The 14,708-nt window shown below is 70.3% G+C and carries 7 protein-coding genes and 1 CRISPR repeat array; of the genes, 3 read left to right on the forward strand and 4 right to left on the reverse strand.

Translation table 11 applies throughout. The features are described from left to right. The first annotated feature begins 41 nt into the window (after positions 1-41). Positions 42-1,682: a CRISPR direct-repeat array (repeat unit 37 nt; unit sequence GTAGCAGCCGGCCCCCAGGTCGGCTGAGGATTGAAAC). Between the two features lie 74 nt (positions 1,683-1,756). From AAGI91_16440 to AAGI91_16450, 3 genes are all read left to right on the forward strand, one after another. Then, positions 1,757-2,086: a hypothetical protein gene (locus tag AAGI91_16440; GenBank protein MEM1044198.1), complete on the forward strand. Its 330-nt coding sequence runs from the start codon at positions 1,757-1,759 to the stop codon at positions 2,084-2,086. Positions 2,087-2,446: 360 nt separating this feature from the next. Further along, positions 2,447-6,196 carry a hypothetical protein gene (locus AAGI91_16445; GenBank protein ID MEM1044199.1) on the forward strand — a complete coding sequence of 1,250 codons (3,750 nt, stop codon included), beginning with the start codon at positions 2,447-2,449 and terminating at the stop codon, positions 6,194-6,196. A 177-nt stretch (positions 6,197-6,373) separates the two neighbouring features. Further along, positions 6,374-7,336, forward strand: coding sequence for a hypothetical protein (locus AAGI91_16450; protein MEM1044200.1), 963 nt, complete (start codon positions 6,374-6,376; stop codon positions 7,334-7,336). Positions 7,337-7,551: 215 nt separating this feature from the next. Here AAGI91_16450 and pbpC read toward each other — a convergent pair whose 3' ends face one another. The 4 genes from pbpC to AAGI91_16470 form a co-directional block, all read right to left on the reverse strand. Continuing rightward, entirely contained in the window at positions 7,552-9,903 is a 2,352-nt protein-coding gene (pbpC, locus tag AAGI91_16455; GenBank protein MEM1044201.1) for a penicillin-binding protein 1C, read from the reverse strand. A gap of 51 nt (positions 9,904-9,954) precedes the next feature. Next, positions 9,955-11,643: a hypothetical protein gene (locus tag AAGI91_16460; GenBank protein ID MEM1044202.1), complete on the reverse strand. Its 1,689-nt coding sequence runs from the start codon at positions 11,641-11,643 to the stop codon at positions 9,955-9,957. 110 nt (positions 11,644-11,753) lie between these two features. After that, positions 11,754-13,118, reverse strand: a complete 1,365-nt coding sequence (locus AAGI91_16465) for a hypothetical protein (protein ID MEM1044203.1) — start codon at positions 13,116-13,118, stop codon at positions 11,754-11,756. A gap of 57 nt (positions 13,119-13,175) precedes the next feature. Further along, positions 13,176-14,507, reverse strand: coding sequence for a hypothetical protein (locus AAGI91_16470; protein MEM1044204.1), 1,332 nt, complete (start codon positions 14,505-14,507; stop codon positions 13,176-13,178). Between the last annotated feature and the right edge of the window lie 201 nt (positions 14,508-14,708).

The raw sequence follows: 14,708 nt of genomic DNA on the forward strand, positions 1-14,708 counted from the left end.
CCACCCCCTGACCTCATCGTCTGGTGCCGGGGCGCTTGCCGGTCGCCGCCGGCCCCCCGGTCGGCTGTGGTTTGACACGGCGGCGTCGGCGGGGAAGCCTGCACCGACCAGCTCGGTAGCAGCCGGCCCCCAGGTCGACTGAGGATTGAAACGTATTCCGTTGTGATCGGTAGGCATCGGTCCGCCAGGCGGGTAGCAGCCGGCCCCCAGGTCGGCTGAGGATTGAAACATCGACCGCCTGCATGATCGCATCGGCTCCGCCCCCATGTAGCAGCCGGCCCCCAGGTCGGCTGAGGATTGAAACGTGTTGGAGTTAACAGGCTGAAGTCAACGGGTCGGAGGTAGCAGCCGGCCCCCAGGTCGGCTGAGGATTGAAACGAGCAGCGAACCGCGTGCTGCGACACCTCCTGGTAGCAGCCGGCCCCCAGGTCGGCTGAGGATTGAAACCTGTCTACGCTCGCCGAGGCGCGGGAGACCGAAAGTAGCAGCCGGCCCCCAGGTCGGCTGAGGATTGAAACTCGTGCGTGATAGGCATGGTTCGGTCGTCTGGTAGCAGCCGGCCCCCAGGTCGGCTGAGGATTGAAACCCCGTCAGGATCGTGCACCCCCGCACCGCGAGCGTCCCGACGTAGCAGCCGGCCCCCAGGTCGGCTGAGGATTGAAACCCGCGCGACACCGTAGGCTACTACGCCGCGCCGATGTAGCAGCCGGCCCCCAGGTCGGCTGAGGATTGAAACACGAACGTGATGCTGTCGCTCGCCGCGACGAAGCGTAGCAGCCGGCCCCCAGGTCGGCTGAGGATTGAAACGCCTTGCCAAGGTATCCGCGCCCGGTCGAGCTGTTGTAGCAGCCGGCCCCCAGGTCGGCTGAGGATTGAAACTCGGGGTCCTCGATGCGGGCCTCCGGGAGGTAGTGCCGGTAGCAGCCGGCCCCCAGGTCGGCTGAGGATTGAAACATGCTCGACCTCGTAGACGAGGTCCCGTCCCCGAGTAGCAGCCGGCCCCCAGGTCGGCTGAGGATTGAAACCCCTATGCGCAGACCTCTCCGGCCCTCACTACTACTGTAGCAGCCGGCCCCCAGGTCGGCTGAGGATTGAAACCCGGCGTCGGCGGCGGCGAACGGCCTGTCGGCGGCGACGTAGCAGCCGGCCCCCAGGTCGGCTGAGGATTGAAACACCGCGTCCACGCTGGTCCACTCCGCCGCCCGGGTAGCAGCCGGCCCCCAGGTCGGCTGAGGATTGAAACGCTGGCAAGGTCCGCCCCAAGGTCTACGGCGAGCAGAGTAGCAGCCGGCCCCCAGGTCGGCTGAGGATTGAAACTCGTGCGTGATAGGCATGGTTCGGTCGTCTGGTAGCAGCCGGCCCCCAGGTCGGCTGAGGATTGAAACCTCACCAACCGAGAATCATCATGCCAGACACGAAGGGTAGCAGCCGGCCCCCAGGTCGGCTGAGGATTGAAACTTCGGGAAGGGGCCGTTCGCCGAGACCGAGGACGCCGCGGTAGCAGCCGGCCCCCAGGTCGGCTGAGGATTGAAACTACGACCCCCGGATGCTAAGCGGGTTCATGCAGGACGTAGCAGCCGGCCCCCGGGTCGGCTGAGGATTGAAACATCATGTAGTCCACCATCGCCGGGTCCTCTGGGTCGTTGTAGCAGCCGGCCCTCGGGTCGGCTGAGGACTGGAGTTATCGTAACGCGGTGGTAGCAGCCGGGACGCGAACAGTGAGCGTGCCGGTCGCCGTGCGGCCCTGCGTCTCGGGTTGGTACATCGCCTCGGCGCGGGCGGGCGGGTGGACGAAGGTGCCGGGCGTGGTGGCGCGGGCAACGTAGGTGTAGGTGTGCTCGCCCGCGCGGAGGTAGTCGGCAAAGAGGAGCACGCGGTCGTCGCGGACCTCGGTGTGGTTGAACGAGCCCCACCAGGGGCCGGAGCCGGTCTGGTCGGCGAGGCTGCTCGCGGTCGTCTCGAAGCTCGCGTTGAGGGCTTCGAGGCCCGCGGGGAGCGCGTCGTCGAGGACGACGTAGCTGCGCGCGGTCGGCGAGGTGAGGCGGAGCGTGACGCGGACGAGCGCCCCGGCGTCGAGCGTGGCTGAACGGGCGAGAGGCCCGCCCGTTGGCTCGCCCCGGTCGTCGAGCCGTTCGATCCGGCGCTCCACGGCAAGGCCGCTGCTCAGGGCGTCCTGCGGCGCGGTCGTGTAGGTCTCCAGCGCGAGCGCATAGTAGACCTGCCCGGTTCCGCTTTTTGAGACCGTGACCGGCGCGGCGTCGGGGAGGCTCCCGGCAGGTACCGTTGCTTCGGGCACGTCGAGGCTGCGGCCCTGGAACGTCTCGCGCAGCACGCGCTGCCCGGCGACCTGGACCTCGGCGGTGAAGTTCGGCGCGGTGCCCTCGAAGGCTTCGAAGAACGCCCCGAAGGCATCGACCACGGCCGCGTTGTCCTGGGTCGAGGCCCAGTGCCCGCCCTCGCGCGAGCGGACGAGGTAGCGCACCATCCGCTGCCCGAGTTGCTGCGTGTCGGCCGACGGGTCGGCTTCGACGAGCGCAGCGAGGCCGTGCGCGGTCGCCCGCACGTCGGAGGCGAAGATCCAGCCCCACGGCCCATTCTCCGGCACGTCGAGGTAGGCGCTGGTCGCCTCGACCTGGACGCGGCTGCGGAGCCGGTCGAGGAGCGGGGCGCGGAGGGCCTGGAGCGGCCCGCGCTCGGCGAGGACGACGGCGCGGAGCAGGTGGCTCGCGCCTTCGAGCGAGAGGTCGCCCGGCACCCCGGCGAGCGCGTCGATCTCGGCGGCGAGGACGCGCCCGTGCCCGGCGAGGGCGTAGAGTGCGAACGCCCGCGTATCGCCCCAAACTTGAGCGTCGTAGTAATCGGTTCGGTCGCTGCGGTTGCGAACGATCCGGTCGAGCGCAGCGACCGCGTCGCGGGTGAGGGCAGCGGGAACGGTGAACCCGGCGGCCTCGGCCTCGGCAAGGGCGAGCACAGCGTAGGCCGTGAGGTACGGGTTCGCGTGCCGCGCCCCCGGCCACAGCCCGAACCCGTCGCCGGTCCAGTACTCACCGAGCCCTGCCAGCCATGCCTCGACGACCAACTGCCGGTCGCCGCCGAGCGCGTCGAGGTCGAAGGCGTCGAGAAGGTCGTCGCCGACGAGAAGCGGGCGGATGCGGGAGGTCTGCTGTTCGAGGCAGCCGTAGGGGTACTGGAAGAGGTAGCGCGTCGCACCGCCGAGTCCGGCGAGGGCCGTGGACGAGACGGCGACGCGGAGGCCGCCGAGGCCCGGCACGCGGCCGGCCGGGAGCGCGAGGGTCTCCTGCGCCTGGCCGTCGGTCGAGGCGAAGGTGGCGCTGACGGTCTTCGTCGTCGGGAGGGCGACGGGGAGCGTCGTGGCGAAGGCGTCGCGCTCGCTCCCGAGCCGGGCGGCGACCTGCACCTCGGCCTCGCCGGCGGCCTCCGCTGTCCAGGCAAACCGGACCTCACGCGTTTCGCCGGGATCGAGGTAGACCGTCTGCTCGGCCCCGCTGCGCAGCGTCACGCCGGTCGCCTCCGCCGTGACGGTCGCCTCCCCCGGCGCGTCGGTGCGGTTGGTGACGAGCACGCCCGCCTCGAACTGGTCGTTCAGCCGGGCGAAGCGGGGGAGGGCGGGCTGGAGGACGAGCGGCTGCGTCACCACGAGGTCGGCCTGCCCGGCTCCGAAGCGGTTGGCGGCGAGTCCGGTCGCCATCAGCCGGAACGTCGTCAGGCTCTCGGGCAGCCGAAAGGTCACGCTCGCCCAGCCGCGAGAGTCCGTCTGGAGCGCCGGGGCCCAGTGCGCGAGCGGGCTGAAGTCTTTCCGCAGCAGGTCCGACCCGTCGCCCCCGCCGCCGCCCAGGGCTTCCTCCTTCTGACCGAAGTTGCGCTGGCGGACGAGGTTCGACAGCGTCTCGCTCGTCGTCACCGCGAGCGGGCGCGGGCCGTAGAACGCATCGAACGGATCGGGGAGCGTGTAGCCGATCAGGTTGAGCACGCCCGCATCGGCAGCAGAAAAGGCGATCTCGCCGGACACGCCGCGCCCGCCGGCATCGGTCAGCCGGAGGTCGACCGTCACCTTGTCGCCGGGCCGCGCCTCCTCCGGAGCCTCGACCTGAACGCGGAGCCGCCGGTCGCCGGGATCGACGCGGAGCGTGGCGTAGCCCATCTTGAACGACGGCGCGCCTGCATCGTCTGTCGCCGAGGGCGGGGCCGTCCTGCCCTGGAGAAGTACCACGCTGACGAAGGCGTTGGGCAGGTGCTCTTCGCCGAGCGGCACCTCGATCTGCGGCGCACTCCCTTCGAGCGTCATTACGCGGCTCGACAGAATGCCTTCGCGCTCGACCGTGACGAGGGCCGTCGCGGACTCGTAGGGCGACTGCACCATGACCTTTGCCGTCTCGCCGGGCGCGTAGGTCGTCTGGTCGGGGACGAGGTCGATCCGGTTGTTGTCGGCGCGCGCCCACGCGACGTAGCCCGAGCCGGTGGCGTAGAAGTAGGCTTCGGAGCGGACCGCGTTGCCGCGCACGTCGCGCGCGCGGGCGCGGACGAGGTACGAGCCGCCCTCGGCGACGGGCAGCGAGATCCGCGAGAGACGCCCGGCGGTCGTCGCGAGGGTCTGCTCGCCCATCGGCTCCTCGGTCAGCTCGCTCCGCCACCGCAGCCGTCCGTCGCTGCCGACCTCGCGCACGCTGTTCCACTGCCGGCGGATCAGCTCGATCCGCACGGCTCTGTCACCCACCGGCGCGCCCACCGGGTCGACCGTCACGACATCGACCCGCATCGCGCTCTCATCGCTCAGGTCGAGGAACGTGGTACGTGGGCGAAGGCCTATGTAGAACAGCGCCGGGTGGAGCGGGACACGCACGCGCCCCGACTGCTGTTGCCGCGCCGGGTCGGTGACGGTCCCTTCCCACGTCAGGTCCGCCGGCCCGCCGCGCTCGGTGCCTCCAATGGGGAGGCGAAGACCGAGCGTGCCGTCGGCTGCGAGCACCGTGTCGCCGCTGGCAACCGGCTCGTAGCCGTAGCGGTTCTGGAGTGGCCCGAAGCGGTAGGCGTCGAAGCCGGACGGTGCGAAGCTCGATGGGATGCGCCGGAGCGCGTAGCGGACCGGCTGCCCGCCCATCTCCGCGCCAAAGAGGTAGCGCCCCGCGACCGTCCCCTCGAAGAAGTCGCCGACGACGTAGGCGTCCGCCGCCGTCCGGGCATCGACGGCAAACGTGGCCCGGCGGAACGACTCGACGCGGAACGACCCGGCGGCGAGGTCGCCGCGCTCCCACGGGCTGCGCTGGGCGGCGAGGGTGTCGGCGGCGTAGGCGATGCGGATGGTGTAGACGCCCTGCGCCGCACTCGCCGGAGCAGTCCAGTCGAGGTCGAACGTGCCGCGCGCGCTCGGGCGGAGGCGGCGGTCGAGGACAGTCTCGTCGCGCGGGCTGCGGAGGAGGACGCGGATGCTGTCGCGGACGGGCTGCCAGTCGCCGTCGGTTCGGGTGCGGAGGATGCCTTTCAAGAAGACGGTCTCGCCGGAGCGGTAGAGGCCCCGGTCGGAGAAGACGCTGCCCGCCTCGGTCCTGGCTTCGGGGCTCCAGTCGTAGTCCACGTCGAAGCGGTATGGGTCGAGGCCGTCGCGGTAGAGCGAGGAGGTGAAGGCGAGGTCGCCGTCGTGCTCGGCGAAGACGTACTGCTGCGGCTCGTTCCAGCGGTCGGGCTTCTTCAGCCCCAGCCCTGCCCAGCCCGGCGACGTGGCCTTGCCGTCGGCGTCCGTCGTGCCGGTCCACGCCACGCGGTTGTCGCCGCCGCGCACGGTGAGGCGGACGCCCGCGACGGGTTCCGCCGTGGCGAGTTCCGTCACGAAGAAGAGGTTCTGGTGCGGGCTGAACTTGGCCGTGATTCCGAGCCGCGTCACCTGCGCAAGCGCCCGGCGGTCGGCCTTACCCGGTCCGAGGATCTGCACCCCGACGATGCCCGTCTCGCCCGCGAGCACCGAGTCGAGCGGAAGCGGCACGGTCGAGGGCATGTTGCGGGTCGCACCGGGGCGGAACGTTTGCCGAGCGGCGGTAGGCTCCGGCTCGGCTTCCCCTTCGTCGAGGGGGCCGTACCAGTGCTCGCGGTCGTAGGCGCGCAGCACGGGCACGATCTCATCGGCGCTCAGCTTCTGCAAACCGACCTGCACAGCCTCGATGTTCGTCAGGCGCATCGGTAGTCCCGCCGTCTCGTCGGCTTCGAGCACGAGCAGGCCTTGCGGGACGGAGAGGGACGGCGCGTAGGCCCGCGTCGAGAACGACCGGCTGGCGCGGTCCAGGGTCTGTCCGAAGGGATCGTCGAGGCCGCGGACGGTGAGCGTGTAGCGCGTCTCCGGGGCGAGGTCGAAGGCCAGCGTGTGCTCGGTGCTCACGGTGCCGTCGCGGGCTTCGATGCCGGGCGGAAGCTCGGCGTTGGGGGTGAGGCGGACCGCCCGGCGCACGTCGCCGAACCGGACCGGCGTCGAGAACCGGAGGCGGACGCCGCGCTCCGGGTCGAAGGCGAGCCGGTCGTCGTTGTACGCTCGCTGCTGATCGAGAGCGGCGAGAACGAGGTCGCCGTAGGTCGAGAAGGCCACCTCCGTCGTGTCCGCCATGCCGAGCGGGCCTACGGCGGAGGGCAGGCCGGGGAGAAGGCGCAGCGTGTGGCGCGTCCCGCCTCGGAGGGGGCGGCCCGGGCGGACGACGAGTGCGCTGTCGCCGTCTGCGGCGATTCGGATAGCGACGATGCCGCCCTGCGTCTCTCTGAGTTCGACAAACCCCGCGGCCCGGTTCGAGTCGAGGGCTTGGTTGAACACGAGTCGGAGCGGGTCCGCCGGCTCGGCATACGCTTCGCCCTGCGCAGGCGTCGAGGTCACGAGTTGGGGGCGGGATGTCTCGAAGCGCCACGCGAAGGCTTCGTCCATCGCCTCGCCGTCGAGGCTCGTAAGCGGAGCGAGTCGTGCCTCGAACGACGAAGCGGTTGGCAGCGGCTCCGCCGGCTCGAATACGAGCGTCTGCGTACCCTCCCACCGCAACGTACCCTCCACCGACGGGGTGAGGGTGAGCGTGCCAGGGCCGAGGTCGGGTGCATCGCCGAGCGGGACCATCGGACGGCTGAACGTGACCGCAACGGGCTGACTGGGAGCCATGTACGGCGTCGGTCCGTAGGGCGTCGCGCTCAGCACACGCAGCGGCCCGTCGAGCGTCGGGACGAACGCCCGCTCGCTCGATTCGATGTCGAGCGCGACCTCTTCGACACTGAAATCGCTGGTTTCCTCCGTGCTCCTGCACGCGCCGAAGGCGAGGAGAGCGAAGCCGACGAGCAGGCACGCGGCAATTAGTTGAGAACGATCCATGACTGAGTGGGGTGTAAGGTTGGCTTCAAGCTTTTCAGAAGTCATCCCCGCGGAGGCGGGGATCCACCGGCCGGCGATCCCTGTGGATTCCCGCCTCCGCGGGACCGCGTACGCAGCGGCGTTAGCCTATGACTGATAGTGTCGTGACTGGTAGTGTCGGTTTGGGGTAGAAGCGAAGTTGGAGTTCATCGGGCTATTGTCTAACCACGGATCACGACCTCGGCCGGCTGACTCCGAAGCCGGTGGCCTTCGGGACTGAGGCCGCGCAGCTCGATCCGGTGCCGGCCCGGTGCGAGGGTCCAGGTGGCCGACTCCAGCGGTGCGTCGAGGCGCTCGCCGTCGACCCACCAGCCGAGATCGAGCAGGCCGGGGTCGGCGGTGCCGCGCAGCCGGAGCCGCTGGAAGTCGCGCCGCAGCACCGGGTCGATCCGGTACACAGAGCCAGACGCTGGATAGTCGATCCGGAGGCGGTCGGAGTAGGCGAGCGCGTCGCTCGCGTCTACGTCGGCCTCGGTGACGGTCGGAGGAAGCGGTAGGCCGCGTTCGCGCATCCAGTCGCGGTATGCAGGCGGATAGACCGTGTACAGCCGGTCGTCTACAAACGCGGGCGGCGTGTCGGCATCGGCGAGGAGGCCAGTCCGCCGGTCGACGCGGTGGACGCGGTGGACCGAGCAGGTGTCAGCCGGGACGGTCCCGGCGAGGAAGGGGGAGCGACGCCGGGTCGGACAGGCCGCACCGGGGCGAAGACCACTCGCCGGGCAGACCGCGGCCTCGACCACACCAGCGGGACGGTCAAAGGCACCGCTCGGCCCGAGGGTGCGGAGGAGTGCGTTCAGGATCGGACCGGCTCCGCTCACGCCGCTCACCCAGCGCATCGGGCTGCCGTCGAAGTTGCCGACCCACACGGCAGCGGTGTGCCTCGGTGTCGTACCGACAGCCCAGTTGTCGCGGTAGTCTTTTGACGTGCCGGTCTTTACGGCAGCAGGAAACGGAAGCTCCAGCGGGCCGCCGCGTCCGAACCCCGGCGCGCGCGCCTCGGGGTCGGAGAGGATGTCGGTGAGGAGGTACGCCACGGCAGGAACGATGCCGCTGTTTGTAGCGGGCCGATGCGCCAGTCGGAGGGTGTCGCCCGAAGCACTGCGGGCCCAGCGAACCGCGCGGAGCGCCGGGCGCGTGCCGCCACGAGCGAGGGCAGTGTAGGCGTGCGCGAGGTCGAGCAGCCGAACCTCGCCGTTGCCGAGCGTGAGGCCGACGCCGTAGTGATTGGCCGGTCGTTCGAGCGTCGTGAGTCCCGCCTGGCGGTAGGCGCGGAGGAGAGCGCCGGGGCCGAGTTCGCGGGCGAGGCGGACGGCGGGGACGTTGAACGACGACGCGAGCGCCTCGCGCAGTGCCACCGGCCCGTGAAACTGCCCGTCGTAGTTCGCGGGCGAGAACGCCCCGCCCGCTTCGAGTACCTGAAGGTCGAGGTCGGGCAGGATCGAGGCCGGGGTGTGGCGGCGCGAGGCGAGCGCGAGCGCGTAGGTAAACGGCTTGACCGCACTGCCGGGTTGCCGAAGCATCCGTACGCCGTCGTTCTGCCCGCCCGTGCGCGCGTCCCAGAAGTCGGGGCTGCCGACGTAGGCGAGCACGTCGCCCGTCCGGTTGTCGAGCACGACGGCCGCGGCAGCGGTCACGCTCGGGTCGAGGCGGCCAAGGTGGGCGCGGACGATCCGCTCGGCTTCGGCCTGCAGCTCAGCGTCGAGGGTGGTGCGGATTTCAGAAGGGTGGCCTTCGGCCTGGCTCAGCACCCACCCGGCGAAATGCGGTGCGCGGAAGACGGTCGCCGGCTCGGTCAGCGCAATCGGCAACGCAGCGAGGCGCTTTCGTTCTAGCTCCGAGAGCCGCCCGCTCTGCGCGAGGGCACGGAGCACGCGGTATTGACGGGCGCGGGCGCGCTCAGGGTGGCGAAACGGGTCGTACCGGCTCGGGCTCTGCGGCAGACCGACGAGGAACGCAGCTTCGGCCACGGTGAGGTCGCGGGCCGACTTGCCGAGGTAGAGCTGCGCTGCCGATTCGATTCCGTGCGTGCCGTTGCCGAACGAGACGCGGTTTAGCCAGAGCGCGAGCACATGCTGCTTCGTCAGCCGAAGCTCCAGCCGGAGCGCAAGGTGGGCCTCGGCGAGCTTATCCCACAGGCCGCGATCCGGCTCGCCCCGTAGCGTCCGAGCGACCTGCATGGTGAGCGTGGAGCCGCCGCTCTGAACGTCGCCCTGCCGGACGTTTTGCCACGCTGCACGCGCGATGGCGAGCGGGTTGACGCCAGGGTGCTGGTAGAAGAAGCGGTCCTCGGTAGCAACGAGCGCGGCGAGCGCATCCGGGTGAATGGCATCGAGCGCCACAGGCCGACCGCGTCCATCGGGCCGAGCCTCGCGGAGCAAGACGCCGTGGCGATCCGTCACGTGGGTGCTGACGACGGTGCTGCCCGGCGCTACGTTCGCAGGCAGTGGCCACGCCAGCGACAGCAGCGCGACTGCGGCAAGCACGAGGGACCAGTAGGGCGAGCGGTGGAACATGGGGATTGAGCAAGCATCCCGCGAAGGTACCACGCCGCAGGGTGTCCCCCGTCAGTACCGCACGCTCTGGAACGGGACGCCCCACCGGAGCGAGGCGAACGGCGCGACGTAGCGGTCGAGCCCGCGCTCAGCGTCGTCCACCGACTCGGCGCGGAGCGCGACCTCGGCGAAGAGCGACGGGAGTACCTCGTACCCGACCCGCGCCTCGGCGAGCATGAGGCGCTGCCGGACGCCCTGCAGGGTCTCGGTGCTGTCGTCGAGGCTGAAGTCGCGGACCTCGAACGACCGGGCCGGGTTGTCGCCGAAGTTGCGCCCGTCGTCCGGGCTGCGGCCCCGCCGCGTGAACGCGAGGTCGAGCGTCGTCCAGAGGCGCGGCGTCGGGCGGTAGCTCGCCGAGAGGGCGAGGTCGGACGTGTTCGGGCCGGCGGGGTGGCCGAGGAGGTCGTTGAAGTGGAGGTACGACGTGCCCTCGCTCCGGTGGCTGTAGAGAAACGGCCGCTGCCGGGCGTACTCGATCCGGAGGTCGAAGTCCCGAAGCCGCCGCGCGCCGATGCCGGGGTCCACGAGGAACAGGCCGAGCTGGTAGCCCCACCGGTTGCCCCACCAGTCGTTGAAGAACTCCTCGGCCCGCAGTTCGTCCAGCAAGCCCTGGGCGTAGACCTGCACGCCCGGCGTAGCGACCCACGAGAAGCCCGCTCCGAGCAGGACGTTGTCCGGGCTCCCGAGGTCGTGCTCGACGGCGCGGTAGAAGATGATCGGGTTGGCGTAGGCGAAGTCGAAGCCGGTGCGGCGGTTCGCCCCGGTCGTGTCGGTGACGAAGACGACGGACTCGAACAGTTCGAGCTGGACCCGCCCCGGGAGGTCGAGCGCGAGGCGGTGGAAGACGCCGTACTTGCGGGGTAGGATGGAGGCGGCGAACCGGTCGCCCGGCGGCCGTAGCGAGCTGAACCGGGCGTAGAGGTTGGTGTAGTGGATGCGCCAGAACGAGGTCCGAAGCTGGACCTGGTCGTAGACCGTGGCATAGTCCGACAGGAAGAGGCTCGTCCGCCCGAAGCCCCAGCGGTTGCGGTCGCGCCCGAGGCGCGCCTCGAAAAATTTGCTCCGAAACCCGACGAGGCCGGTGGCGACGAAGTAGTCGTAGGTCGTCTCGCCGGGGAACTTGATGTTGCCGCCGAGGCGCGGGGCTGTGTCCCGGAAGAAGGCCGGCCGGGCGACGCGCCGCTGGTTCTCCAGCAGGCGCGACTCGAAGAAGACGTGCGGGCCGATGTGTCCGGCTGCCCGCACGCCGCGCGTGTTCTGCCACACCGGCGTCGCGGCGGCGCTGCCCGCGGGCCGCTCGTTGCGGGCGCGCCCGTAGGAAAGCGTCGCGAGGGGTGAGAGTTCGAGGCCGTAGTCCTCGGCGCGGACGGAGTAGAAGCTGCTGCCGTTGGTGTACAGAAACGGCACCCTGCGGCGGACGGCAGCGACGCCCGGCCCGTCGGCGAGGCCGACGTAGCGCTCCAGCAACGACCGGTCAGCCCGGCCGAGGGGAGCGGCACCACCGAGCGTCGAGTCAGCGTAGGCCCGCGCGGCGTACGCCGAGAGCGGCTGGTTGCTGAGGAAGGCCCCATCCAGCCGTCCGAGCGCCTGCTGGCGGAGCAGCGTCCGGCTGAGGGCGTCGCCCACTTGCAGCACGCCTTCCTGCTGAGCCTGGGCCGCAGGCAAGAGCGTCAGCAGAACGAGGAAGGCGGCGAGCCGCATACGGATCAGGTGGATAGCGAGCCGGGCGGGCCGAAGATAGCACGAGCCAGACACCAAAAAACCGGCGGTCCCGCAAGGAACCGCCGGTCTGGAACGAGGCATGGCGGAGGCTAGCGCACGCGCGTCGAGCAGCTTCCCCAGCCGTACGAGGCCGAGACCGTCTGGCCGGGCTGCCAGTCGAGGAAGAAGTATTCCTCCGCGGAGGGGCCTGCGTTGGCCGCGTTGCCCGCCGCGCGCCGGGCGTCGGCCGCGAGGCCGTCGTTGCCGTTCGACGCGGCGATGCTGGCGGCGCGGCTGAACTGATCGGCGGCGCACCAGTAGCCCGCCTTGCCGCGGGCATCGCCGCCGCGCACCGAGGACTGCATGAGCGTTCCGAGGAGGTAAGCCGACTGCGCGTGGCCCGAGTCCAGTTCGAGGGCGGAGCGGGCGTAGCCCGCGGCCGTGCCGCGCTGGCCCTGCTGCTCCTTCATTACAGCCATGCCATAGTTGATGTCCCGCTCGACCATGGGGTCGTCGGTCGCGTCCATGCTCTGGCCCATCTCCATCGCCTCCATGTAGCGGCGCTCAGCCTCTTCGTAGTCTTCCTTCGCAGCAGCGGCAGCGGCGACAGTCATCAGCAGGCGCGGATTCGGGTCGCGCGTGAGTAGCTCCGCGATCAGCAGGTCGTTCAGGTCCGGGTTCTGCGTCGCCAGCTCGTCGATCTTGTTGAGGTTGTAGAGCGTGTTCAGGTCCTCGTCCCCGACGCTGGTGGGGTCGTCGCGGAAGCGCCCGACGAGGAATTCGTACTGCTCGCGCGGGGTCGTGATGATAGTCGGGAGGATGGTATCCTGGATGTAGCTCGGGTCCTCGGCCTGGGGCTGGAGCTGGCCCGTGATGAAGTCGCGGGCTTCGGCCTTCGCCTCGGGCGTGTCGGTCTGGTTGGCCCGGATGGCGCTCCCGCTTGCGAGGTAGTTGATGTAGTAGTCGCCGAGCGAGTCCGGGGCCGTCTCGAAGGCCTGGAGGTAGAGGTCGAAGATCATCCCCTGCTGGTCGGCGAGCAGGTCCGGGTGGCGCTGGATGAAGCGGCCCTTGCGAATCATGTAGTCGTAGGCCTCAGCCTCCACGCCGGCGTCCTGCAAAATGGACGGTGCCTCGTCGAGCACGGCGAGGGCGCTGGCGAGGTACGCCTGCTGCTGAGCCGGGTCGTCCGACCGCATGGCGAGGCTGTCGTAGAGCACGACGGCCCGGCGGAGGTTGCGGTCGCCGGGCGTGACGCCGGTGAACGTCGGGTCGCACTCGAGCAGCCATTCTAGGTCGGGACGCGCCGTTTCGTAGTCCTCAGCCTTGAACGACTCGTAGTAGAGCGTGTAGTGGATGGCCTTCTCGTTTCGGTCGTCCGAGCACACGATCTCGCCCTCGGCCTGGGCAGAGGCCGCCGGCGCGAGTCCAGTCAGGAGCAGGGCAAGGAGAGCGAATGCGGAGAGGAAGCGGGTCATCGGTCGGTCGGTTGCAGAGAGAGGAAGCAGGCGGGATCGGGCGCGGGAGCCGGGCGTCTAGCCGAGCCTGCGCTGGCGGAACCAGCGCTCGCCGAAGTTGATGGTGGCTGAGCCTTTGATAAACAAATCGCGGACCAAGCCGCGCTCCGTCGTCCCACGCGTGCCGATCTCGAAGCCGAGGTCGAAGCGAGCGGTCGGGAGGACGGCGGGCAGGCTCAGGCCGCCGGTGAGGGCGAGCGTGGTGATGGCGTCTGGCGTGCCCAGGCCGGCGTCGTAGTAGGCGCGGTCGTAGTAGCCGCCGAGGCGGTAGGCCGTGCGGGCAAAATACGCACGGCCCCGCTCCGCGCCGGCAGGCAGGAACTCGAACCCACCGCCCACCCGGAGGCGGTCGCGGAGCTGGTCCGTGCCGGTGCCCGGGTCGAAGCCGCCGAAGGCGAAGTCGCTCTCGAAGCCGCTCCAGGGCTCGTAGCGCACGTCGGCCGCGAGCAGCCAGCGGGCATCGGGCGCGTACGCCAGCCCGGCGACGATCTGCAGGGGCACCGTCACGTCGCCACCCACCATCAGGCGGTCGTCGGCGGTGGCGAGGGTGTCCTGGTCGAGCGAGAAGCCGATCGTGTCGGTCCGGTCCCCGCTGAGCCGCGTCGGGAGCGAGAGCGAGACGCCGAACGAGGCGGCGTCCTCCTCGCCGAACACGCCCACCTTCGAGGCGACGGCTCCGAGGGTTCCGCTGAACCCGCTCAGCGTCGTCTCGCGCGTGCTGCGCGCCTCGGGGATCGTGGCGCTGTCGAAGGTCGTCCGCTGGATGTAGTCGATGGCCCCGAAGAGTACGTCGACGCTCGCCCCGACAGCGAGGTTGTCGCTTATCCGGTACCCCAGGCCGAGACGGGCCTGCTGGAGCCCGCCGTCGCCCTCGAAGTTGATCCGGTAGGCGAGCGAGTCCACGTCGAAGTCGGGGTCGTCCAGCGAGCCGTCGCGGATGGCGAGGTAGTTGACGCGGGAGAACGGCCGCAGCGCGAGCGTCATCCCGAGGCGGCCGGCGAGGAGGGGAACGCCGAACTGCAGCCCTTCGAGCGTGCCGCTCGTCAGCCGGGCCCGGTCGCCCGCGGCGTCTTCCGACTTCAGGCCCTCGACGGCGGCGCTGATGCTGAACTGGGTCAGCGCGAGGTCGCTCCAGAGCGCCGGGTTGTCGAGCCCGTTGTAGATCGGCGAGCGGACGGCGACCGACGCGCCGCCCATCATCGCGGCCTGCGACGAGGCGAACGAGAGCCGCTCGCCGACGCCGAAGCGCGAGTAGGCGGTGCCGTAGTTCCGGTTGCTCTGCGCCTCCGCCGCCGGCCCGAAGGCCACAACGCCGGTGAGGAGCAGAAGCGATAGCGAGAGAATGCGCATGAAGGCTTGGCGGTGAGATACAGGTGGAGACACGCGGCGCGGCGAAAGGTCGCCCTGCGTCTAGAGCGTGTTATGGACTCGGTCAGGTCTCAGCTTTTCTGCCCAAGACGCCCGTCATTCCCGCGCAGGCGGGAATCCACGCCACGATGGCACCGCGTGCCGACGCTGCATGGATTCCCGATCTGGGTCGGGAATGACTCG

Source organism: Bacteroidota bacterium (assembly GCA_038746285.1).
GTDB lineage: Bacteria > Bacteroidota > Rhodothermia > Rhodothermales > JANQRZ01 > JANQRZ01.